Annotated in this window: 20 protein-coding genes, 1 tRNA gene and 1 pseudogene; 13 read left to right on the forward strand and 9 right to left on the reverse strand. The window is 63.8% G+C overall.

The genetic code is table 11. The annotated features are described in order from the left end of the window. Positions 1–44: 44 nt before the first annotated feature. The 7 genes from OOZ51_RS07220 (at position 45) to OOZ51_RS07250 (ending at position 7,404) form a co-directional block, all read left to right on the forward strand. Positions 45–764 (forward strand): DUF501 domain-containing protein, encoded by a 720-nt coding sequence (locus OOZ51_RS07220; RefSeq protein ID WP_416346357.1) that lies wholly within the window; start codon positions 45–47, stop codon positions 762–764. Continuing rightward, positions 761–1,717 (forward strand): Ppx/GppA phosphatase family protein, encoded by a 957-nt coding sequence (locus OOZ51_RS07225; RefSeq protein ID WP_265978585.1) that lies wholly within the window; start codon positions 761–763, stop codon positions 1,715–1,717. The genes OOZ51_RS07220 and OOZ51_RS07225 overlap by 4 nt, the downstream gene beginning before the upstream one ends. A gap of 16 nt (positions 1,718–1,733) precedes the next feature. Continuing rightward, on the forward strand, positions 1,734–3,113 hold the full coding sequence (locus tag OOZ51_RS07230) for a S8 family serine peptidase (RefSeq protein ID WP_265978586.1): 1,380 nt from the start codon (positions 1,734–1,736) through the stop codon (positions 3,111–3,113). A 72-nt stretch (positions 3,114–3,185) separates the two neighbouring features. Further along, the gene (locus tag OOZ51_RS07235) at positions 3,186–4,637 is read left to right on the forward strand and encodes an NAD(P)/FAD-dependent oxidoreductase (protein ID WP_265978712.1); all 1,452 of its coding nucleotides are present in this window, start codon (positions 3,186–3,188) and stop codon (positions 4,635–4,637) included. A gap of 132 nt (positions 4,638–4,769) precedes the next feature. Beyond that, positions 4,770–5,714 (forward strand): N-acetyltransferase, encoded by a 945-nt coding sequence (locus tag OOZ51_RS07240; RefSeq protein WP_265978587.1) that lies wholly within the window; start codon positions 4,770–4,772, stop codon positions 5,712–5,714. 39 nt (positions 5,715–5,753) lie between these two features. Continuing rightward, a tRNA-Leu gene (locus tag OOZ51_RS07245) sits at positions 5,754–5,827 on the forward strand. Between the two features lie 221 nt (positions 5,828–6,048). Then, positions 6,049–7,404 (forward strand): ABC transporter substrate-binding protein, encoded by a 1,356-nt coding sequence (locus tag OOZ51_RS07250; RefSeq protein ID WP_265978588.1) that lies wholly within the window; start codon positions 6,049–6,051, stop codon positions 7,402–7,404. 173 nt (positions 7,405–7,577) lie between these two features. Here the strand turns inward: OOZ51_RS07250 and OOZ51_RS07255 are convergent, their stop codons facing one another. The 4 genes from OOZ51_RS07255 to OOZ51_RS07270 are packed head-to-tail and all read right to left on the reverse strand — an operon-like array spanning position 7,578 to position 11,619. Further along, positions 7,578–8,363, reverse strand: coding sequence for an ABC transporter ATP-binding protein (locus OOZ51_RS07255; RefSeq protein ID WP_265978589.1), 786 nt, complete (start codon positions 8,361–8,363; stop codon positions 7,578–7,580). Beyond that, complete coding sequence (locus OOZ51_RS07260; RefSeq protein WP_265978590.1) at positions 8,360–9,370, reverse strand: ABC transporter ATP-binding protein; 1,011 nt, start codon at positions 9,368–9,370, stop codon at positions 8,360–8,362. The genes OOZ51_RS07255 and OOZ51_RS07260 overlap by 4 nt, the downstream gene beginning before the upstream one ends. After that, the gene (locus tag OOZ51_RS07265; protein ID WP_265978591.1) at positions 9,367–10,335 is read right to left on the reverse strand and encodes a branched-chain amino acid ABC transporter permease; all 969 of its coding nucleotides are present in this window, start codon (positions 10,333–10,335) and stop codon (positions 9,367–9,369) included. The genes OOZ51_RS07260 and OOZ51_RS07265 overlap by 4 nt, the downstream gene beginning before the upstream one ends. A 9-nt stretch (positions 10,336–10,344) precedes the next feature. Then, entirely contained in the window at positions 10,345–11,619 is a 1,275-nt protein-coding gene (locus tag OOZ51_RS07270) for a branched-chain amino acid ABC transporter permease (protein ID WP_265978713.1), read from the reverse strand. A gap of 424 nt (positions 11,620–12,043) precedes the next feature. On the opposite strand from OOZ51_RS07270, the gene OOZ51_RS07275 reads away from it, so the two are divergent. After that, the gene (locus OOZ51_RS07275) at positions 12,044–12,916 is read left to right on the forward strand and encodes a Bax inhibitor-1/YccA family protein (protein ID WP_265978592.1); all 873 of its coding nucleotides are present in this window, start codon (positions 12,044–12,046) and stop codon (positions 12,914–12,916) included. 34 nt (positions 12,917–12,950) lie between these two features. On the opposite strand, the gene OOZ51_RS07280 is transcribed toward OOZ51_RS07275, so the two are convergent. From OOZ51_RS07280 to galT, 3 genes are read right to left on the reverse strand one after another with little or no spacing between them, the layout of a single operon-like run. Beyond that, positions 12,951–14,189, reverse strand: coding sequence for an acetyl-CoA C-acetyltransferase (locus tag OOZ51_RS07280; RefSeq protein WP_265978593.1), 1,239 nt, complete (start codon positions 14,187–14,189; stop codon positions 12,951–12,953). A gap of 53 nt (positions 14,190–14,242) precedes the next feature. Beyond that, a complete protein-coding gene (gene galK / locus OOZ51_RS07285; protein WP_265978595.1) occupies positions 14,243–15,412 on the reverse strand; it encodes a galactokinase in 1,170 nt (389 codons plus the stop codon). Next, the gene (gene galT / locus OOZ51_RS07290; RefSeq protein ID WP_265978596.1) at positions 15,409–16,542 is read right to left on the reverse strand and encodes a galactose-1-phosphate uridylyltransferase; all 1,134 of its coding nucleotides are present in this window, start codon (positions 16,540–16,542) and stop codon (positions 15,409–15,411) included. The genes galK and galT overlap by 4 nt, the downstream gene beginning before the upstream one ends. A 103-nt stretch (positions 16,543–16,645) precedes the next feature. Here galT and OOZ51_RS07295 point away from each other — a divergent pair, with 103 nt between their 5' ends. The 4 genes and pseudogenes from OOZ51_RS07295 to OOZ51_RS07310 all read left to right on the forward strand — a co-directional run bounded on the left by OOZ51_RS07295 (position 16,646) and on the right by OOZ51_RS07310 (position 20,511). Next, entirely contained in the window at positions 16,646–17,596 is a 951-nt protein-coding gene (locus OOZ51_RS07295) for an aldose 1-epimerase family protein (RefSeq protein ID WP_265978597.1), read from the forward strand. Positions 17,597–17,638: 42 nt separating this feature from the next. Next, a pseudogene (locus OOZ51_RS07300) lies at positions 17,639–18,639 on the forward strand (AI-2E family transporter). Positions 18,640–18,642: 3 nt separating this feature from the next. Continuing rightward, the gene (ilvA, locus tag OOZ51_RS07305) at positions 18,643–19,881 is read left to right on the forward strand and encodes a threonine ammonia-lyase (protein ID WP_265978598.1); all 1,239 of its coding nucleotides are present in this window, start codon (positions 18,643–18,645) and stop codon (positions 19,879–19,881) included. A 12-nt stretch (positions 19,882–19,893) separates the two neighbouring features. Further along, positions 19,894–20,511 (forward strand): rhomboid family intramembrane serine protease, encoded by a 618-nt coding sequence (locus tag OOZ51_RS07310; RefSeq protein ID WP_265978599.1) that lies wholly within the window; start codon positions 19,894–19,896, stop codon positions 20,509–20,511. Between the two features lie 120 nt (positions 20,512–20,631). Here OOZ51_RS07310 and greA read toward each other — a convergent pair whose 3' ends face one another. Both greA and OOZ51_RS07320 read right to left on the reverse strand, forming a co-directional pair. Then, positions 20,632–21,126, reverse strand: coding sequence for a transcription elongation factor GreA (gene greA, locus OOZ51_RS07315; RefSeq protein WP_265978600.1), 495 nt, complete (start codon positions 21,124–21,126; stop codon positions 20,632–20,634). 153 nt (positions 21,127–21,279) lie between these two features. Next, positions 21,280–21,738, reverse strand: coding sequence for a DUF4307 domain-containing protein (locus tag OOZ51_RS07320; protein ID WP_265978601.1), 459 nt, complete (start codon positions 21,736–21,738; stop codon positions 21,280–21,282). 113 nt (positions 21,739–21,851) lie between these two features. On the opposite strand from OOZ51_RS07320, the gene mca reads away from it, so the two are divergent. After that, positions 21,852–22,757, forward strand: a complete 906-nt coding sequence (gene mca / locus OOZ51_RS07325) for a mycothiol conjugate amidase Mca (RefSeq protein WP_265978602.1) — start codon at positions 21,852–21,854, stop codon at positions 22,755–22,757. Positions 22,758–22,812 lie beyond the last annotated feature (55 nt).

Genomic DNA, 22,812 nt, shown 5'->3' on the forward strand with positions numbered 1-22,812 from the left:
CGCCGTCGTGCCCTGATAGGCACGGCCAAAACAGGGCAGGAAGGATGGCAACGCCAGTGGAAGATAACTCGGCACCTGCATCGCAGGAGTCCCGCAAGCCATCAGCTCACGATCTGGAAATCCTCAGCCGCCAGCTCGGACGGCCCGTCCGCGACGTCGTCGAAATCCCCGCACGCTGCGTGTGCGGCAACCCGTTGGTCGCGGCAACTGCTCCGCGTTTGAGCAACGGCACACCGTTTCCCACCACGTTTTACCTGACGCACCCCGTTATCACCGCCGCAGTGTCGCGGCTGGAAGCGAGCGGGGTCATGAATGAAATGAATGAACGGCTCGCGGCAGACGAGCCTTTGGCAACGGCCTACCGGAGCGCCCACGAGGCCTATCTTCACGCCCGCGACGAAATCGCCGGACGTGCCGGGACGGGACCTGTCCCGGAGATCGCGGGGGTCTCTGCCGGCGGAATGCCCACGCGCGTCAAATGCCTCCACGTCTTGGTTGGCCACTCCCTGGCGGCAGGGCCCGGAGTTAATCCGCTCGGCGACGAGGCCATTGGAGCGATCAGCGAATGGTGGACCGCGCACCGCTGCTACTGCGACGGCGCTTGGGACAGCGCGGGGGCGGCCCCGTCCAAGGACCTCAGCCGCCACGGCCCGCAGGGGCTTCCGGACATCGTGGGCCGTCCCGCGCCTGTCCGCAAGTCCTCGTCCTCCCAAACAACAGACGCATTTTCGGGCGAGCCGTTTGCAGGGGAGCACGACGCATGAGCCGCGTAGCCGCCATCGATTGTGGCACTAATTCGATTCGCCTCCTCATCGCGGACGCCAGCGGTGCCGATGCGGGGTCTCCGCTGCGCGACATTGTCCGTGAGATGCGCGTGGTTCGCCTCGGCCAAGGAGTAGACGCCACCGGCGAACTTGCCCCGGAGGCGCTCGAGCGCACCTTTGCGGCAACGGGCGATTACGCCGAACTGATCCGCCATCACGGTGCCGGGAGTGTCCGCTTCGTGGCGACGTCCGCGAGCCGTGACGCGCGCAACCGGGACGTCTTCGTTGACGGGATCCGGGACCTGCTGGGGGTCGAACCCGAGGTCATCTCAGGCGATGAAGAAGCCGCCCTGTCCTTCGCAGGGGCAAGCAGTGTGCTTCCTTCGCGTGGCAAGTCTCCGCTGCTCGTGGTGGACCTCGGGGGTGGAAGCACCGAGTTCGTCCTTGGAAACTCCGACGGCGTCATCGCCGCCAAATCCGTTGATATCGGCTGCGTGCGACTGACCGAACGCCACCTCCGCAACGACCCCCCGACGCTGGAGCAGATCGCCGCAGCCGAAGCCGACGTCGATGCAGCCATTGACCTCGCCGGCCGCACGGTCCCGCTGGGCCGCGCCACCGCCGTCGTGGGCGTTGCGGGTTCCATCACCACCATCACGGCACATGCCCTGGGCCTGAGTGAGTACGATCCCGCACAGATCCACGGCGCCAGCCTGGATCTGGGGACCATCAGCGACGCCGCCACGAGCCTGCTCGAAATGAGCCGCGAAGAGCGCGCCAGGCTGCCCTACATGCACCCTGGACGCGTCGACGTCATCGGAGCCGGAGCACTCGTATGGCGCCGCATACTCCAGCGCTTGGCTGAGATCGGGGATGGATCCATCAGCGTGGCCACCTCCAGCGAGCATGACATCCTCGACGGCATCGCGCTGAGTATTCTGAGTATTCGTTAAGGGTGGGTATTCGCTGATGACGTTGCCGCACAGTTGGCGCCGCCGAACCGCATCGGCCGCGCTGGCCGCCATGTTGGCCGGGGGAAGCCTGGCAGGGGCCCTGCTGACTGCACCCGCTGCGTTCGCCGACTCCTGGCGGGACAAGGAATACTGGCTCAACGAATACGGCATCTCCGCAGCCTGGCAGGTATCCAAGGGCGCGGGCGTGAAAGTCGCCATCATAGACAGCGGGGTAGACGGGCAACACCCCGATCTCAAGGGAGCCGTGGTCGGCGGAACTGACGTTTCCGGATCGGGCGATCCGAACGGGCAGAAGAGCATCGGCGCCAAACCTGAGCACGGGACCCTCGTCGCTACGCTCCTCGCTGGCCGTGGACACGCTTCAGCCAGCCCTTCGGCGTCTCCGTCGTCCACACCCTCCTCCGGATCCGTCGGCACGGACGGAATCGTCGGCGTCGCGCCTGAGGCCGAGATCCTGTCTGTCTCCGCTTGGCTCGGTTCGCCGAACCCTGCCGGAAAGACGGACCAGGAGCAGATTCCGCAGGCGGTGCGATGGGCAGTGGATAACGGGGCCAAAGTCATCAACATTTCCCTCGGGAGTACCTCGCCGGATTGGCCCCAGAGTTGGGATGCGGCTTTCCTCTATGCCGAACAGAAGGACGTGGTGATCGTGGCCGCGGCGGGCAACCGGATTGGCGGGAACGTCCAGGTGGGTGCGCCTGCCACTATTCCCGGCGTATTGACCGTGGCAGGCCTTGACCGGAACCGCATGGCCAGCGTCGATGCTTCTTCGCAGGGGATCAGCATCGGTGTCTCGGCGCCCGCGGAAAAGCTGGTGGGCGGCCTGCCCGGGGGGAGCTATGAAGACTGGGCCGGAACCTCCGGCTCCGCGCCCCTAGTCTCCGGTGTCGCGGCCCTGATTCGTTCGAAATGGCCGGATATGAGCGCCAAGCAGGTCATCAACCGGATTGTTTCCACGGCAGAGGACGCTGGTGCGCCTGGCAAGGACCCCATCTATGGCTACGGCATCCTCAACGCCGAAGCAGCATTGAAAGCCGATGTGCCCGAGGCCAAGAGCAATCCGGTGGGTTCCATCGTGGACTGGATCCGGGTCCATCGGCGCGGGGACCTCAGTAGCCCTACACCTGAGCCGACGTCCAAGCCCAGCAGCCCCGCAGCCACCTTGGCGGATCCCACGGTTCCCGTGGCGAAGGCGCCCTCCCAAGCCGACACGGCCGTTCCCGCTGCGGTGGTCATCGGCTTTGGATCGCTCTTCGTGGCCATCGTTGCCGGCGCCTCGATCCAATTGAGGCGCGCCTACCGGAGTTCTCCGGAACTGCCCGAAGAACCAGCCACTGGCGTGGTAGGCGTCGTGGACCCGAGTACCCCGAAATAGCCCGTGGCGCTGGGTCGGCGGCGCCGGGAAATAGTTAGTGAAGATTTTCACAAGGTGCTGTACTCTATTCTTATGGCAACCACCCCTGAGCTCATTGACCGTCCCCGTGTTCTCGTTGTCGGCGGCGGATACGTCGGCCTGTACGTAGCACTCAAGCTGCAGAAGAAGATCGCGAATGCCGGCGGAATCGTCACCGTCGTTGATCCGCTTCCCTACATGACTTACCAGCCCTTCCTTCCTGAAGTGGCCGGCGGAAACATCGAGGCACGCCACGCCGTTGTCTCCCACCGCCAGCACCTCAAGCAGACGGAACTCATCCAGGGCCGCGTCACCGGCATCGACCACCAGAACCGCACCGCAGTTGTTGCCCCGGCTGACGGTGGCGAGCCTTTCGAGATTCCTTACTTCGACGTCGTGGTTGCCGCCGGCGCCATCACCCGCACCTTCCCGATCAAGGGCCTTGCCGATGAGGGCATCGGCCTGAAGACCATTGAAGAAGCAGTAGCCCTGCGCAACAAGGTGCTCGAGAGCATCGAGGTCGCCTCCACTATGACGGACGCTGCCGAGCGCGCCAAGGCCCTGACCTTCGTGGTTGTGGGTGGCGGCTTCGCCGGTATCGAGTGCATCACCGAGATGGAAGACCTCGCCCGCGCCGCTGTCAAGAACAACTCCCGCATCCGCCAGGAAGAAATCCGCTTCGTTCTCGTCGAAGCCATGGGCCGCATCATGCCCGAGGTCACCGCTGCCCAGGCCGAATGGGTAGTTGAACACCTGCGCAGCCGCGGTATCGAGGTCCTGCTCAACACCTCCCTCGACAATGCCGAGGGTAGCCTCAAGCTCATCAACCTGCCGGACAAGACCCCCGCCCAGGAATTCGAAGCCGACACCCTCGTGTGGACGGCAGGCGTGCAGGCCAACCCGATGATCCGTTCCACCGACTTCCCGCTGGAGCCCCGCGGACGAGTCCGTGTCCTGCCGGACCTCCGCATCGCGGGCGACGAAGGCATCATCGACAACGCCTGGGCCGCTGGCGACATCGCCGCCGTCCCGGACCTCACTGGCAGTGGCCTGCCGGACGGTACATGCGTTCCGAACGCCCAGCACGCACTCCGCCAGGCCAAGCGCCTGGCCAAGAACTTGTGGGCCTCCCGTTGGGACAAGCCCATGGGCGACTACAAGCACAAGAACCTCGGTGCGGTTGCTGGCTTCGGCGAATGGAAAGGCGTTGCCAACATCAACCTCCTGGGCCGGATCGGCCTCAAGGGCGGCCTCGCCTGGCTGGCCCACCGCGGCTACCACGGCTTGGCCATCCCCACCGGTGAGCGCAAGGTCCGTGTGATCTTCAACTGGCTCCTGGGCATGATCATGGGCCGCGACACCACCCAGCTGATGGACCTCGACAACCCGCGCGGTGCCTTCGTGTCCGCAGCGACCCCGGCCCCCAAGCCGGCTGCTGCGCCGGCTCCCGCTCCTGCGGCTGAGCCCGCCGAGGCAAAGACCCCGGTTACGGCTGACGCCAAGTAGCGATACCGAAGCAGTCCTGTCGACGGCGGCCGCCTCCCACGCGGGAGGCGGCCGCCGTCGAAGTCTAACTCCCGGCCCGGCTGTGACGGCGGGCCGGTTCTGTCCGCGACCCCGGGTCCTAGACTTGTCAGCATGGCTGGCGAAAGCGATCTGACAACCCTTCTGACATCCATGCACCCCGTGGTTCGCGACGGCGACTATGTGTATGCGTTGTGGCCGCATGGCAAACCCCTTGAGGGCAATATCGAAGCCGCTGTCCGCGAAGCGGAGGGCCTCACCGTGGTGCTGCGCCGCGAGGAAGCCGAGCGTCTCGGACTGTCTTACGATTTCGAGGCCGCGTGGATCACCCTTCAGATTCACTCCGCGCTGGAAGCGGTGGGCCTGACGGCGGCCGTCAGTTCCGCCCTGACCGCAGCCGGTATAAGCTGCAACGTCCTGGCCGGGTTCCATCACGACCACCTGCTGGTTCCTTCCGCCGAACGCGGGCACGCCATGGAGGTGCTGCAGCGGCTGGCACAGGGACTGGTGCTGCGGACGGAGATGCCAGCCGACCGCGGGGGAGTGCTGGACCTGATAGCCAGCGCGTTCTCGATCAGCCCGGTCACAGGCCTGCCGGTCGAAGGAATCCCGGCGGAGGTGAAGCTGTTGCGCGAACTGTTCGACTGCGACGAGTATCTTCCGGAGTTCAGCATCGTGGCCGAGATCGGCGGGGAGATCGTGGGGCACATCATCAGCACCCGCGCCCGGCTCGGAAATCTTGAACTCTTGGGACTCGGCCCCATCAGCGTCCAGCCGCACCTGCAGCGGCGCGGCATCGGGTCTGCGCTCTTGGGGGAGACCGCCCGACGGGCCGAGGACGCGGGCGAACCGGGCATCGCCTTGTTGGGCAGCACTGATTTCTATCCGCGCTTCGGATATCTTCCGGCCAGCCAACTGGGCGTGACGGCGCCCGACCCCGCGTGGGGAGACCATTTTCAGCTGTTGCCTCTTAAGACATGGCCCGACGGCGTCGGTGGCACCTTCCGCTATGCCGCGCCGTTCGAGGCGCTCCAGGGGCGCCCGACTCCTGGCCTTTGACGCGTGCCCGGCCGCGGGCTGGGTTACCATTATCCGGGCGCCCCAGTAGCCCAATCGGCAGAGGCAGCGGACTTAAAATCCGCTCAGTCCGGGTTCGAGTCCCGGCTGGGGCACGTTCGCCATCCTTGTCTCCCCGTCGAGGGGGGAACTCGCCGCAAAGGTCCGGGGATACTCCCAGCTGACCATAAGATTTCCCCCATGCAACGAGTGTTATAGGGCTGTGACCTGAATCACTTATGTTCCCGGTCCAATTGCATTAGTTTGAGTCTTATTCAGGAACACCTGATCAATCGCATCAATGGCAGATCGCACCTCTCGATCGAGGAGACAATCCATGTTTGATCTTTCCCAAGCGGCGCCCCGTGCGGCCAAACTCACCGCGCTTGGCATCGGCGTCGCTCTTCTAGCCACGGCCTGTGGTGGAACATCCACCCCAAGCTCCACTGGAAGCAGTTCCGCCGCGCCTGCAGGCGTCTCTTGTCCCGCACCCAGCGCGGGAGCAGGCGCTGGCGCAAGCCAGACTGCAACAACTACCGGTCCTGTGCCTCCCGCGACCACCACTTCCGCCGCGCCTTTGAAGATCGGTTCGCTTCTGCCTACAACCGGCTCGCTGGCCTTCCTCGGCCCGCCCGAAATCGCGGGCGTGAACCTTGCCATCAAGCAGATCAACGACGCAGGCGGGGTCCTCGGCCACCCGGTCGAGGTGATCCACCGTGATTCCGGTGACACGAAGACGGATATCGCTACCCAATCGACCACGGCCCTCCTCGGCCAGGGAGTCAGCGCAATCGTCGGTGCAGCGTCTTCGGGCGTTTCCAAGACCGTGATCAACCAGATCACGGGCGCCGGCGTCATCCAGTTCTCCCCGGCAAACACCTCGCCGGACTTCAGTACCTGGGACGACAAGGGCCTCTACTGGCGCACCGCCCCCTCTGACGTCCTGCAGGGCAAGGTCCTCGGAAACTACATGGCATCCTGTGGTGCCCAGACCCTGGGCATGATCGTCCTGAACGACGCCTACGGCACAGGCCTGCAGAAGAACGTGAAGTCAGCGTTCGAAGCAGCCGGTGGAAAGGTTGTTGCGGAGGAACTCTTCAATGAAGGCGACTCCCAGTTCAGCAGCCAGGTGGACAAGGTAATTGCAGCCAAGCCGGACGCGATTGCCCTGATTTCCTTCGACCAAGCCAAAAGCATCGTTCCGCTGCTGACAGGCAAGGGCATCAAGCCAACGCAGTTGTTCATGGTCGACGGCAACACCTCCGACTACAGCAAGGACTTCAAGCCAGGCACGATGACCGGAGCCCAGGGCACCATCCCCGGTACTTTCGCGAAGGATGATTTCAAGAAGCAGCTTCTTGCCATCGACCCGAGCCTGAAGGACTACAGCTACGCCGGTGAATCCTGGGACGCGGTCAACCTGATCGCCCTGGCAACGGAAGAAGCGAAGAGCACGAAGGGTGTGGACATTGCCAAGCACCTCCAGGACGTCTCCAAGGACGGCGTGAAGTGCTATGACTTCCCAAGCTGCGTGACGTTGCTTCGCCAAGGCAAGGACATCGACTACGACGGCAAGTCCGGTCCCGTGACCTTTGCTGCCAACGGTGACCCGACCGAGGCCTACATCGGTATCTACAAGTACCAGGACGACAACACCTACCAGCCGGTCCGCGAAGAATTCGGCAAGCTCTAAGCCGCAGGCTGAAGCAGACTGAACAATAACGAAGCGAAGTAAGCAGGACCCCCGGAGAACCTCCGGGGGTCTTTGCTTTGCCCTCTTCGCTGCCGGAGCGCCAAAGTGGGCTGCCGGAGGACGCGCCAAAGCGGGCAGCAAAAAGCCCGGCACTGCAGTGCCGGGCTTTGAGCTCAGTGTCCCTCGCCCTCCACGGTGTCGGCCAAGGTGCCGAGGTAAAGCTGGATGACCTTGGGGTCCTTCATGAGCTCCCTGCCTGTGCCGGTGTACGCGTCCTTGCCCTGGTCCAGGACGTAGCCGCGATCGCAGATCTGCAGGCAGCGGCGGGCGTTCTGTTCCACCATGATCACCGAGACACCTGCCCGGTTGATCTCGTGGACGCGCAGGAAGGTCTCATCCTGTTTGACCGGGGAGAGGCCTGCGGACGGCTCGTCCAGCAACAGGACGGCCGGATCCATCATGAGTGCCCGTCCCATGGCCACCATCTGGCGTTCACCGCCGGAGAGGGAGCCCGCGCGCTGGGCCCGGCGCTTGCCCAGCTCCGGGAAGAGCTCGGTCACGAAATCGAAGCGCTCGGCAAAAGCCTTGGGCTTCTGGAACATGCCCATCTGCAGGTTCTCTTCGATGGTCAGCGTGGCAAAAACGTTGTTGTTCTGGGGGACGAAACCTACGCCCTGGGTCACCAGCTTGTTGGCTTTCAGCCCGGTAAGGTCCTGCCCGCGAACCACCACCGAGCCGGAATGCACCTTCACCAGCCCGAACATCGCCTTCAGGAGGGTGGACTTACCTGCTCCGTTAGGCCCGATGATGCCGATCAGTTCACCCTTGCGGGCTTCGATGCTGCAACCATTGAGGATGTTGACGCCGGGCAGGTACCCGGCCACCAGGTTCTTGACGCTCACCACGGCCTCGTCGGCCGGTGTGCTGCCGGCTGCCGGCATCGCGCTGGGTGCACTCATCTGCCATCCTCCTCTTCCAATCGGGCGACGGCTTCGGGGGCGATCATGCCTGCATTTTCCGTGCCCACGATCGATTCCTCGTCTGCCTCAAGTTCGGCCTCGAGTTCCTTGATGCCCTCGGCGTCGCCGAGATCGACGTCGTGGTGGGCGCCCAGGTAGGCATCGATCACGGCCGGATTCTTCATGACTTCCCCTGGTGGGCCTTCCGCGACGAGCCGGCCTTCGGCCATGACCACCACCCAGTCGGCGATGTGCCGCACCATGTTCATGTCGTGCTCCACGAAGAGCACGGTCATGCCTTCGGCCTTCAGGTTCTTGATGTGGTCAAGAAGGGACTGGGTCAGTGCCGGGTTGACGCCTGCCATGGGCTCGTCGAGCATGACGAGCTTCGGCCGGACCATGAGCGAACGGGCCATCTCGAGGAGCTTGCGCTGGCCACCGGAGAGGGATGCTGCGTAGTCGTCCTTCTTGGCGTCCAGCTTGAACTTCTCCAGCAGGACATCTGCCTGGGCAGTGATCTCCCTTTCCCGGCCGCCCCAGATGCCTTTGAAGAGAGCTTTCGAGAGACGCTCGCCAGGCTGGTTTGCGGCACCGAGCCGCATGTTTTCCATGACGGTGAGCTTGCCCATGACCTTTGTCAGCTGGAACGTGCGGACCATCCCCATGCGGGCCACCTTGTAGGAGGACACTCCCGCGATGTTGCTTCCTTCGAATTTCCACTCGCCGGAATTGGGCGTGTCAAAACCCGTGAGCAGGTTGAACAAGGTGGTCTTGCCGGCGCCGTTGGGGCCGATAAGTGCGGTGATCTTGTGCCGCGGGATCTCGAGGTACTCGACGTCGACGGCGTTGATACCGCCAAAGCTGCGGGTGACGTTTTCCGCCACCACGATCGGGTCCCTCTTCTTGCAGCCCGGTAGGTTCTCGCCTATGGCGATCGGCCGGGAATCGGTCATGTAGTTGACTTCTTCTGTTTTCACATTATGCGAATCGTCGCGAGGCTCAGTCATGCGAATGCGAGCTCCTTCTTGTTGCCGAAGACGCCCTGCGGGCGGAAGATCATCAGGAGCATGAGGGCCACGCCCACCAGGATGTAGCGCAGCTGGCCGGCCTGGACCGTAGTGAGCCATGTCACCGCTCCGGACTCGATCAGGCCATACAGGATGCTCTGTGTCAGGGACAGAACCACCCAGAAGATCATGGCGCCGATCACGGGCCCGAGGACCGTGGCCATTCCGCCCAAGAGCAGGCAGGTCCACAGGAAGAAGGTCAACTCCGTACCGTAGTTGGACGGCTGGACCGCGCCTCGGGGAAGGGTGAAGATCATGCCTGACAGGGCGCCAAGCACGCCGCCGATCATCAGGGCCTGCATCTTGTAGGAGTAAACGTTCTTGCCGAGCGAACGGACGGCGTTCTCGTCCTCACGGATTCCCTTCAGGACGCGCCCCCAAGGGCTGCGCATGAGGAGCCACACCAAGATGCAGCAGACGACCACCAGGCCCCAGCCGACAACCCTGATGAAGAAGTCACGGTTGTTCATGCCCAGGTATGTACCGGGCGGGAACGGATTCATCACAAAGAAATCGCCTTCGAAGGCCGCCAGGCCGTTAGCCGAACCCGTAAGGCCGGTCAGCTGGTTGGTGGTGACGATATACCGCAGGATTTCGGCGGAGGCGATAGTCACGATGGCGAGGTAGTCCGCGCGAAGGCGCAATGTGGGAATACCCAGGATGAACGCAAATGCCACCGAACAGATGATCGCGATGAGCAAACCGACAAAGAACGGAACCTTGAAGGTCAGGGTCGATATGGCGAAGCCGTACGCGCCGACCGCCATGAATCCTGCCTGGCCGAAGTTCAGCAGGCCCGAGTAGCCGAAGTGCACGGCGAGGCCGAGCGCGGCCAGGGCGTATGCCGCCGTCGTCGGGCTGATCAATTCGCCCGCAGCGCTGGAGAAAATAAATCCAAAGTCCATGGCCGTTTCCTAACCCACACGCTCACGCCGGCCGAGGATACCCTGCGGTCGGAACAAGAGGACAACAATCATGATGAACAAGGCACCGACGTATTTGAGGTCGGCGGCGAGACCGAACACAGTAGTCAGCTCCACGAAGATTCCGACGACGATCGAACCGATCAGTGCGCCGAAAACGGTTCCAAGACCGCCGAGGGTCACGCCGGCGAAGATGAGCAGCAGGATTTGCGAACCCATGTCGAAGGTGACGCCTGGCCGGTAGTAGGCCCAGAGGATGCCACCGAGGGATGCCAACATGCCGCCGACGATCCACACGATGCGAATGACGGAGTCGACGTCGATGCCGGAGGCTGCGGCCAGGGCCGGGTTGTCCGCCACTGCGCGCGTTGCTTTGCCGAGCCTTGTCTTGAGCAGGACGATGCCGATCAGGGCAATGACCACGGCACTGATGACCAGGGACCAAAGGTTGTTGGGCGAGATGGACACTGGCCCAATCTGGATTTCCGAACTCTGGGCGTAGGGCAGCTGCTGCGTGGCGCCGCCGAAAAAGAATTGGATGACGTAGCGGATCGCCAAGGCGAGACCGATACTGACGATCATCATGGGCACCAGGCTGGTACCGCGGCGCCGCAGCGGGCGCCAGAGTCCGGCGTCTTGAACGTAGCCAAAGAGTCCGCCGCCGAGCAACGCGAGGACGATCGCCAGCCAGAACGGCAGGTTCATCGCATTGAAGGTGAAGACCAACACGGCTCCGAGCGTGACCATCTCGCCATGTGCAAAGTTCGTCAGGCCGGTGGTGCCGAAGATCAGGGACAGGCCGACGGCGGCCAGCGCGAGCAGCAGCCCGAAGCTCAGGCCCGCAACCAGGCGGTTGAGCAGGTTCTGGCCGAAGTCCTGCTGTGTGACCACGATGCCTTTGCCAAAGGCGAAGATCACAGAGAGGTTGGAGGTCTGGCTAAAGGTGACTTTGCGGGGATTCTCCTGGCCTTCGGCAAGTTTGATGCCATTGGGCAAGGTGGAGGTGTCCAGCTTGACCTCGTAGGCCCCTTGCACGGGGACTCCGATGCTCCATGCTCCGTTGGCACCTGATGTCGCGGATCCCTCGAAGCCGTTGCCGGTTGCAGTGATCTTGACACCGGGGATGGGGGCGCGGGTATCGTCGCGCAGGAAGCCGCTGATGCTGTTCTGGAACTGTTCCGGGGCGGGTGATGGCGATGGGGTGTCTGCCTGTGCCGCCGGGGCTGCGAGCAGTGCCGCCAAGAGGACGGCGAATAGCGCCCCCATGGCTTTCTGCAGTCCCATGGACGGTCTCTTGGACCGGTCTCTGGATGTGCTTCTCAAGATGGAAAACCTTCCACATTGGGGGTGGTCCCGGCTGCGCCATTGCGGCCGGTGCGAACGGTCATGGGCTCCGCGGCAGCATCTCACTGCAATTGACGCCACCTTTGTGACATTCGTCACCCATGTCCGCTTATGCTACCGCTCACTCAGCCTTAAAAATGCCCCCCAGAGGGCGCGGGACGTCGCGATCAGATAACAACTGTGAAGCTGCAGGCAACTATTTGGTTAGTCCAGCTAATGTAAACCTTTGTTGATCCCGGGGGTATCTAAAGAGTCTGTGAACATGTGGAACTTTCGCTGCCGACCAGGCGTGGGAATTGGTAGCGTGAACTATCACTTCGCCCCCTTACCAAGAAGGACATCCACCATGGCACTCGGAGGCAACCCGGTCTTCAACGGAAAGAATTTCCGTGGAGCTACGCAGGCACCGCCTGTTCCCAGCTATTCGCACGGCCAGAACCAGTATGGCCAGCCCGCCTGGGCAGCACAGCCGCAGATGAGCAGCGATCAGCTGCAGCAGATGTACAACCAGCCTTCAGCCGGTCCGGCCGAAACCGGCCGGATGACTTTCGACGACGTCATCGTCAAGACTGCCGCCTGCCTCGCCGTGCTGTTGCTTGGCGCAGCCATCACTTTGTTCGTGGCCCCTGGCACGGCCAATCTCCTCATGGTGGTCGGTGCGTTGGGCGGCTTCGTGCTGGCCATGGTCAACACCTTCAAGAAGCAGCCGTCTCCGGCACTGATCCTCACTTACGCCGGTCTTGAGGGCTTGTTCCTCGGCGGCCTGACGCGCCTCCTGGATGGTTTGTACCCGGGAGTCGGATTGCAAGCCGTCATCGGCACGCTCGCCGTGTTCGGGGTGACGCTGGCTCTCTTCAAGAGCGGCAAGGTGCGGGCCACCCCCAAAGCGGTCCGCTTCTTCATGGTTGCCACCCTCGGCTACCTCGTCTTCGCCGTAATCAACATGGTCATGGTGTGGACGGGCGTCGTCCACTCGCCATTCGGCTTGAGCAGCAGCGTGCACATCTTCGGCATCCCGCTGGGCGTCTTCATCGGAGTCCTGGCGATTGGCCTGGCTGCTTTCTCGCTGGTCATGGACTTCACGAGCATCGAGCAGGGTGTCCAGCAGGGCGCTCCCCAGAGATACTCCTGGACTGCCGCTTTTGGCTTGACCGTCACCCTCGTCTGGCTTTACGTGGAGATCATCCGTCTGCTCGCGATCCTGCGCGGGGACGACTAACCCCCACACCCGCGGGCCTAGGACAGCCTGGCGCCTAGGACAGCCGCTCGAAGACCACCGCCATGCCCTGTCCGCCGCCGACGCAAAGGGTTGCCAGTCCCAAGGTGCCATCCCGTTCGCGGAGGCCGTTGAGCAAGGTGGTGGTCATTCGGGCACCTGTCATGCCGAAAGGGTGCCCGAGGGCGATCGCCCCGCCATGCACGTTGAGTTTCTCCGGATCGATGCCGAGTTCGCGGGCGCTCGCCACCACCTGGACGGCGAAGGCTTCGTTGAGCTCCACGAGGTCAATGTCTGCCATGCTCAGCCCCGCCAATGCCAGGGCCCGGCGTGAGGACTCCACGGGTCCCATGCCCATGAGTTCCGGGGAAAGGGCACTGACTCCGGTCGAGACAACGCGTGCCAGCGGTTCGAGGCCAAGCTCCCGGGCCCTGAAATCGCTCATGACTACGACGGCGGCCGCGCCATCGTTAAGCGGGCATGCGTTGCCGGCCGTTACTGTTCCTTCCTTGCGGAAGACCGGCTCCAGCGCGCTGACCGCTTCAAGGGTGACGCCGGCGCGGGGTGAATCGTCGCGGCCCACCACGGTGCCGTCTTTGCGGGTGTACGCCGTGATCTCGCGGGAATAGAAGCCGGAGGCTATGGCCGCCTCTGCACGGTTCTGGCTCAGCACCGCCCACCGATCCTGTTCCTCCCGGCTGATTCCGTGGCTTGTCGCGACGTTTTCCGCAGTCTGTCCCATTGCGATGTAGACGTCCGGCATCCGTCCACCCATGCGGGGGTCCGTCCATGGGGTGTTGGACGCGGCCCGGGCAGCGGTGCGGGCACGCGCCCCTTCAAAGAGGGGGTTATGCAGGCTGGTGTCCGTTTCCCCGGCCCCGACCCAGTTCTGGTAGCGGGACACGGATTCGACCCCGGCGGAGACAAAGGCGTGACCCTCACCGGAGCGGATGGCGTGGAACGCTATCCGGAGAGTCTGCAGGCTCGAGGCACAGAAGCGGTTGATCGTGGCCGCGGGGACGGTGTCCAGGCCGGCCAGGACGGTCACCACGCGTGCCATGTTCGAACCGGCCTCACCGCTGGGTTCGGCGCAGCCAAGGTAAAGGTCGTCGAGGCCTCGGCCATCCAGTGCTCCCGGATCGAAAGCGGGAATTTTTGCCAGCACGGCAGTCACCATCGCTGCCGCGAGGTCATCCGGACGTTCGTCTTTCAGGGACCCTTTGAAAGCCCGTCCAATGGGGCTTCTGGCAGTGGCAACAATGACGGCCTCAGTCATGTCCCCAGCTTACGCCGGGGCCCGCGAGCCGAATGCGGGCGGATGCCCGGGAGTCAGGCCAGGCGCGCCGCCCCTGCAGCCGGGGTAACGGTGAAGATGTCCGGCGTCGTGAAACCGGCCGCTGCGAAGGCGCGTACGACGGCGTCGCGCACCTCCTGCTCATGGCCCACCGGGGTGAGGGCGATGGCTGAGCCGCCGAATCCGCCTCCCGTCATGCGGGCCCCGATGGCGCCGTGGGCGCGGGACGTTTCCACCGCAAGATCCAGTTCCGGGCAGGAGATCTCGAAGTCGTCGCGCATGGACACGTGGCTAGCGTCCAACAGCAGGCCGATGTGGGCTGGACCGTCCGTGGTGAGGCGCTCCACGGTCTGCAGCACGCGGTCATTCTCGGTGACAATGTGCCTCACCCGACGGAAAGTCGTGCTGTCCAGGAGCCCGCTGGCTTCCTCCAAATCGCCGATTCCGACGTCGCGAAGGGCTGTGACTCCCAGCACCTGGGCACCCAGTTCGCAGGAGACCCGGCGGGAGGCATAGCCGCCATCCGCGTGCGAATGGGAGACCTTGGTGTCGATGACCAACAGGACGAGGCCGGCTTCCTGGGCGTCGAAGGGTACCAGCTGCACGCTTTGGTCGCGGCAGTCCAGGAAGACGGCGTGGCCCGAGGATCCGCGCAGCGAGGCCGACTGGTCCATGATTCCGGTCGGGGCGCCGACGAAGTCGTTTTCAGCCTTCTGCGTAGCGAGCACCATGTCTTCGGCGCCGAGTCCCGCGCCGGTGAGGTCGTTGAGTGCCGAGATGACGGCGCATTCGATGGCGTGTGAGGAGGACAGTCCCGCGCCAAGGGGGACATCGGAATCCATGAGCAGGTCGAAACCGGGGATATGGATCCCGCGCTGTTGCAGGGCCCAGGCAACACCGAGGGGATACTTCGTCCAGCCCTTCGCGGATCCAGGGGCAAGCGTCGTGATGTCCGCTTCGACCAGGCCCTGCTCGCCGAAAGTGGACAGTAGCCGGATGCGTGAATCATCGCGGATCCGGACCGCAACCTTCGCGGTCTTGTCGATCGCGAAAGGCAGCACGAAGCCCTCGTTGTAGTCGGTGTGCTCCCCGATGAGGTTCACGCGTCCCGGTGCCTGCCACACGCCGTCGGGCGCTGAACCGAAAGTCGACTCGAAGCGTCCGAACAGGCCGCCCAGCGCGGGGGCGTCGGGGGTGGAGGTCATGCTGTGGCCCCTTCCGGAACAGCTCGTGGCGAATCGCTGGCGACGGCGCGCAGCCGTTCGGCCACGGATTCGGGTGTGGTGTCGTTGATGAAGGCTCCCATGGCGGCCTCGGAACCGGCAAGGTACTTGAGTTTGTCGGCGGCACGGCGCGGGGAGGTGAGCTGCAGATGCAGGTGGCCGGACGGGCGCAAGGCGGCATCCAGGGGTGCCTGGTGCCAGGCGGAAATGTACGGCGTAGGCGTTGGGTACAGGGCGTCCATGCGCTTGAGCAACTCGAGGTAGACGTAGGCCAGCTCGTCGCGTTCTTCGCCATTCAATGCGGCGAGGTCGGGGACTTGCCGATGCGGGACCAGGTGCACTTCCAGTGGCCAGCGCGCGGCGAACGGTACGTAGGCACTGAAGTGCTCGGCCTCGAGCACCATGCGGCTTCCATCCTGCCGTTCGGCTTTGAGGATTGAGGACGTCAGCGATTCCCGTCCTTTGACGCCGTCGAAGTGCCGGACCGCGGCGGCGCCAAGGCTTGCCGCCCGCGGGGTGACGTAGGGGTAGGCGTAGATCTGCCCGTGCGGGTGGTGGAGCGTTACGCCGATGTCGGCGCCGCGATTCTCGAACGGAAACACTTGCTGGATTCCCGGGAGGGCGCTGAGGGCCTCGGTCCGGTGTGCCCAGGCCTCGATCACGGTACGTGCCCTCGTTTCGCCAAGCTCGGCGAAGGATCCAGTGTGGCTGGGGGTGAACGAGACAACTTCGCAGCGGCCATTGGCGGCGCCAGATGTTCCCCAAGAGGGTGCGCCGGGGATCGTGCCGACTGCCGGGCCCAGCGAGGGGAAGCGGTTCTCGAAAACCACGACGTCGTAGTCCGGTGCGGGGATTTCCGAAGGGTTCGCGGGGGTGGTGGGGCAGATCGGGCATTGGTCCGCGGGCGGCAGGTGCGTGCGGCTTTGGCGGTGCGCCGCGACAGCGACCCATTCGCCGCTCAGCGCGTCGTAACGCAACTCGCCTGGATCGGCGCGTGGAGGGAGGTCCCGGTGATCCGTCAGCGACCCGGGTTCACGCTCCGGTGAGCCGGCGTCGTCGAAATAGATCAGCTCCCGACCGTCGGCGAGGCGTGTACTGGTAAGTCGAGTCATGGATTTATGGTGGCACAGGGCGCTCAAAAAGGCAAAATATCAAACAAAATTGAACATTGAGGAACGGGGTCAAGTGTCACGCGGGATGCAGTACGGTGGTGCCATGCCTCTCACAACACCGTATTCCGCGCCGGGCGAAGAGACCGTATCCCGGCGATTTGCCAGTGGCCGCCAATTCGAAATCCGCCGTGGCGACGCGCTCGCCGTCGTCACCGAGCTCGCTGCCGGCTTGCGCCTGTTCAGCCGCGCCGGTGTCCAGCTCACGGAAAGCTACGGTGACGATCAACTCCCGCCTGGCGCCACTGGAATCACCTTGGCGCCGTGGGCCAACCGGGTGGAGGACGGGGTCTGGTACCTCGATGGGAAGAAGCAGCAGCTGGACATCACCGAGGTGTCCCGCAACAACGCCAGCCACGGGCTCCTGCGCAACTCGTCTTACGCCCTCGTGGAGGAAGACGAATTCTCCGTGACCCTCGAAGCCGTGATCTTCCCGCAGCACGGCTACCCGTTCCTGGCCCGCCATCAGGTCCGGTACGGGATTGATGCCGAGCTCGCGCTGCGCGTATCCCAGACGCTCATCAATGATTCGGCGGCCCCCGCACCGTTCGTTCTGGGAGCGCACCCCTATCTGCGCGTTGGAGACGTTCCGCCTGAAGAGCTGGTGCTGACGGTTCACGCCGGTACGCGGCTCGTAGCCGACCAGCGGCTCATCCCGCGTAGCTCGGTGCCGGTCGACGGCGATTTTGATCTTGGCGGCGGCAGGACCGTGGGCAGCCTCGATATCGATGTGGCGTTCAAGGATCTTGAGTTCGACGGCGGCGTTGCCCGCCAAACGCTGTCAGCGCCCGATGGGCGGATGGTCAGCTTGGAGCAGGACGAAAACTGCGCCTATGTCCATGTTTTCGTCACTGACACCTTTCCTGGCCGTTCGAAAGCCGTCGCGATCGAGCCCATGACCGGTCCTGCGAACGCCTTCAACTCCGGCGAGGGCCTCCGTTGGCTTGAACCGGGGGAGGCCTTCACCATGAAGTGGGGAATTGTGGGCGCGCTGTAGCCGGGTTTCCTATCCGGCACGCCTTGGGGAATTATTGGGGGCATGACGCCAGCACCGGACGCCACGCCAGGGAGTGCACCTGTTGCAACCGGGCCGCTCTCGGAACACCACATTGCACAAGACATCCCCTACGGAGTCCGGATTGCTGCCGCCTGGGCATGGCGGGTGGGACTGATCATGTTGGTCGCGGGAGCCCTCATCTGGTTGCTAGGGAAGGTCAGCTTCCTGATCATCCCGCTCATGGTCGCCTCCCTTCTTGCGGGCTTGCTCTACCCCGTCACGGAGTGGCTCAGGAAGCACAAGATGTCACAAGGAGTGGCTGTCGCCATCACCGTGGTGGGGTTCCTCGGAGTCATTGCGGGAGCCTTGGCGCTGGTGGGCAGGCAACTGGCCGTGGGATTCGGCGAATTGTGGCAGGAGGCGCTAGCCGGCATCCAGCAAATCCAGACCTGGCTCGCCGAAGGACCGCTGCATCTGACCGCGGACCAGATCGACAAGTACATCCAGGACGCCACCTCGGCATTGCAGAACAACAGCAGCAGCATCCTTAGCGGGGCCCTCTCGTTTGGCAGTACCGCCGGGCATTTTGCCGCCGGCATGGTCCTTGCCCTCTTCATCGTCATCTTCTTCCTCCTGGAAGGATCCAGGATCTGGCGGTTCATGGTGGGCCTCCTGCCCCGGACTGCGCGCGCAGCCGCTGACTGCACCCCGTTGCCGTGATCCTGTCCGTCGCCGCCGGTTCCTACCTTGCCGGGATCCCGGGAGCGCTCTTTGCCGTTCCGCTCCTCGCCGTAGCAAATACGGCGATTCGCTATATTGCAGCCCGGACGTGGGAACATGATGAAGGACTGACGACGGCGTACGCTGGCGCGGGGACCGTAACACGGGACTCCGATGGGGATCCCACCATCAAGGAAATCCACTTTCCCGGCGCCATGACCGGGGCGCGGTCCAACAGCGGCAAAGGTGCCGCCAGTCAGAACGCGGCTGCGGAACGGACTTCCCCCAAGGATGCCGCAGACCACACCAACAAAGGAGAATAACCCGTGAATACCCTCGATACCCTGCCCGTCACGCTGGACGATGTCCTTAAGGCGCAGGAGCTGCTCGAGGGCATCATTACCAAGACACCCATCGAGTCCTCACGGGCTCTGGGAGCGATGGTAGGCGGCGAGGTCTTTTTCAAATGCGAGAACCTCCAACGGGCCGGTTCCTTCAAGGTCCGCGGAGCCTACGTCCGGATGGCACGGCTGTCTCCCGAGGAAAAGAAGCGCGGCGTCGTCGCGGCTTCGGCAGGAAACCACGCCCAAGGCGTTGCGGTCGCCGCGAAAAGCCTGGGAATCAAGGCGCGCATCTACATGCCGCTCGGCGTCGCGCTTCCGAAGCTCGCCGCGACCCGCAGCCACGGGGCCGAAGTGATCCTCCATGGACACAATGTGGACGAGGCCCTCGCCGAAGCGCAGCGCTACGCGAATGAGACGGGCGCCGTTTTCGTTCATCCCTTCGACAACGTCGACGTTGTGGCGGGCCAGGGCACGGTCGGCTTGGAAATCCTGGACCAGGTCCCCAACGTTGACACCATCCTTATGGGAGTGGGCGGTGGCGGTCTGCTCGCCGGCGTCGCAGTGGCAGTCAAAGCAAGGGCCAAGGAGCTGGGCCGGGAGATCCGGATCATCGGCGTGCAGGCGGAGAATGCCGCCGCCTACCCGCCGTCGCTGGCTGCCGATGCCTTGGTGCCGCTCAAGAAAGTTTCCACCATGGCGGACGGCATCGCCGTCGGACGTCCTGGCCAGCTGCCGTTCAGCATCATCCGCGAACTCGTAGACGACGTCGTCACCGTCAGCGAGGACTCCTTGGCGCGCGCACTCATCTTCCTGCTGGAGCGGGCTAAAATGGTGGTCGAGCCAGCCGGTGCGGTCGGCGTCGCTGCGCTGATGGATGGCAAGATCGAAAACCCGGGAACCACTGCCGTCATCCTCTCCGGTGGCAACATCGACCCCATGTTGATGCTCAAAGTGATCCAGCGCGGCCTCTCGGCGGCCGGACGCTACATGACCGTCCGAATGATGCTGGACGACAGGCCGGGTTCCTTGGCCACGATTGCCCGTATCATCGCCGAAAACGATGCCAATGTGACCGGTTTGGACCACACCCGCGTGGGCGGCGCGATCAGCATGGGCGACGTCTCCATCACCGTCAACCTGGAAACCAAGGGACACGAGCACAGCGAGCAGGTCCTGGCGGCCCTTCGCGCCGAAGGCTTCCACCCGATCGTTGTGCACTGACGGGCAGCTGATATGGCCCTCAACACCAACGGAGACGGGCGGGCAAGGGACTCCCTGGCCACCCGAGCCCGGGGCGGGTTGCTGTTCATGGGTGGCTTCGTAGTGCTGCTCGCTGTGATCGAGTTGGTCAACACCTTGATGTTGCATAGCCTCAACAGCGTCTTCGGGCTGCGCTCCCGGAGCCTGGACGGCGTTTTCGACATCCTGACGTTCCCACTGCTCCACGCCAATTTCGGACATCTCCTGTCCAATGTGCTGCCGCTGGTCATCTTCGGTTTCCTGGTGTTCCTCTCAGGTCTTCGGGTGTTCCTGACGGCATTGGCGTTCAGCTGGCTGGGTTCAGGCCTTGCGGTGTGGCTGATCGGCGGGGGAGGCGTGACCGTGGGCGCCTCGGGCCTGGTCTTCGGACTCTTTGCCTTCCTGCTGGTGCGGGGCTTCTTCAACCGCAACTGGTGGCAGATCCTGCTCTCGGTCGTGCTGTTCCTGGCCTACGGCAGCATCTTGTTCGGCGTGCTGCCCACCGTGATGGGTTTCGTCTCGTGGCAAGCGCACCTCGGCGGGGCCATCGGGGGAGTGGCGGCCGCGGTGCTGCTGCGCCCGCGCCCCCGTGCCCTGGCGCAGCCCAACTGACTCGCAGTTGTAGTCGCTAAGAGGCGGCAAAACGACAACAACTGCGAGTTACTTGGGGGAAACGGAAACGCCGGCCCTCCCCGCCAAGGGGAGAGCCGGCGTCGTTGTTTTGCGGGACTATCAGCCAGCGTACGGCTTGGCGGAAACAATCTCCACAGGGATTTCCTTGCCGTTGGGGGCGACGTAGCTCATCTTGTCGCCTTCCTTGTGGCCCATGATCGCCACGCCCAGCGGAGACTTCTCGCTGAAGACGTTGAGATCGGAATCGCCGGCGATTTCGCGGGATCCGAGCAGGAAGGTCTCTTCGTCACCGGCAATGCGTGCGACGACGAGCATGCCGGGCTCGACGATTCCGTCGTCGGCCGGAGCTTCGCCAACCTGGGCATCGCGCAGGAGCGCGGTCAGCTGGCGGATACGGGCCTCGATCTTGCCCTGCTCTTCCTTCGCGGCGTGGTAACCGCCGTTTTCCTTGAGGTCGCCTTCCTGACGGGCAGCTTCGATCTTCTGTACGATCTCCGCACGGCCAGGGCCGGAAAGGTGGTCCAGCTCTGCCTTCAAGCGGTCAAATGCGTCCTGGGTAAGCCAAGCTGCAGGCGCGCTGTTGGTGGTCGACACGGACTTCTCCTTATGGATCTGACAAGCAAAGACCCCGCCGGTGCAGGCCACTCGTGGAACTCAGCAACCAACTCAGCGGGGTTAAGGTATTGATCCAGTGTAGTCAATCCTGTGGACAAACCCAAGCTCGCTGAGTCGCGGGTCACACGTTTGTTATTTGCCGTTGTCCACAATCCAGCAGTTGTCCACGACGGCGGACACGGCCCCGGACTCGGTGTGCAGGATAGTCCTTTGGACAGTTGTCTGGCCGCCGTCGGCGCCGTCCTTCGGGGCATTCGGGCCAATCTGGACGACTTTCCAGCCGACCACCGCGAACTTGGAGTCCATGGCCTTGACGGCGCACTTTGCCGTGGCATCAGGGTTCTTGGTGACCTGGAAATCGACCTCGGACTGGGTGGCGTCCGTGGAGCTGTAGCCGAGATCCTTATACGACACAGACGATTGCGAGGAAGACGTGGTGACCCAAGCCAGGAACCCGATTCCAAGGACGAGAGCGGCGATCACGATGTTGCGTTTGGTTTTCCCGCCGAAGGCGCGCTTTTGGCTGCCGTAGCGATTGGCTAGGCTGTTAGTTGCCGGCAGCGCTGCGCCCGATGGGTCCTCCGAAGTCACCCACCTAGTTTAGGGGGCTTCCGGCACCTCGTTGCACACAGCGGAAACGCCTGAGCAGTAACCAGCCATCAGCAACCCAGAAGAGTATTACCCGGAAAGAGGAACCGTACCGGATGAGCACATCCAGCAGCCCCGACACGCAGCTCCGGCTGCTCGCCGTCCACGCGCATCCGGACGACGAATCAAGCAAGGGCGCGGCAACCATGGCGATGTACGCGGCATCCGGCGTCGAGGTCATGGTGGCCACGTGCACTGACGGTTCGCGGGGCGACATCCAGAATCCGGCCATGGAATCGGCTCCGCACCCGAAGCGGGACATGGCGGGCGCGCGTCGCCTGGAAATGAAGGAAGCGGCCGCCGTGCTGGGAGTCAAGCAGCGTTGGTTGGGTTTCGTTGATTCCGGGCTGCCCGACGGCGATCCGTTGCCGCCCCTGCCTGAGGGTTGCTTCGCGCTTCAGCCCCTTGAGCGCGCGGCGGCGCCCCTGGTCCGCTTGATCCGTGATTTCAAGCCGCACGTCCTGGTGAGCTACGACGAAAACGGTGGCTACCCCCATCCGGACCACATCATGGCCCACAAGGTTGCCGTCGAAGCGTTCCAAGCTGCCGGAGACCAAACGCGCTACCCCGGGACCGGCGAAAGCTGGGAGCCCAGCAAGCTGTATTACGATCGCGCATTCAGCCCTGACCGCTTCCGCGCCCTGCATTTCGCACTCGAAGAAGCCGGCCTGCAATCGCCCTACGCGGAACGGTTGGCTTCCTGGCTCGAAGCCGACGCTGAAGGACATACTCCGCCGAGGCCGATGCACCAGACCACCACGCAGGTGGATTGCGGGGACTATTTCGAGGCCCGTGACGATGCCCTCCGGGCGCACCGAACGCAGGTTGATCCGCTCGGCTTCTTTTTCGCTGTCTCCCCGGCGATGCAGCGCAGGGCGTGGCCGTGGGAAGACTTCACGCTGGTCCACTCCCGGATCCCGGCCGAACTGCCGGAAAAGGATCTGTTCGCAGGGCTAAGATAGGATCGCCGGCGATTTCTATCATGTGTAGAAGTCGCCAACCGGCTGGAAACTCCCA

Source organism: Arthrobacter rhizophilus (assembly GCF_026241105.1).
Lineage (GTDB): Bacteria > Actinomycetota > Actinomycetes > Actinomycetales > Micrococcaceae > Arthrobacter.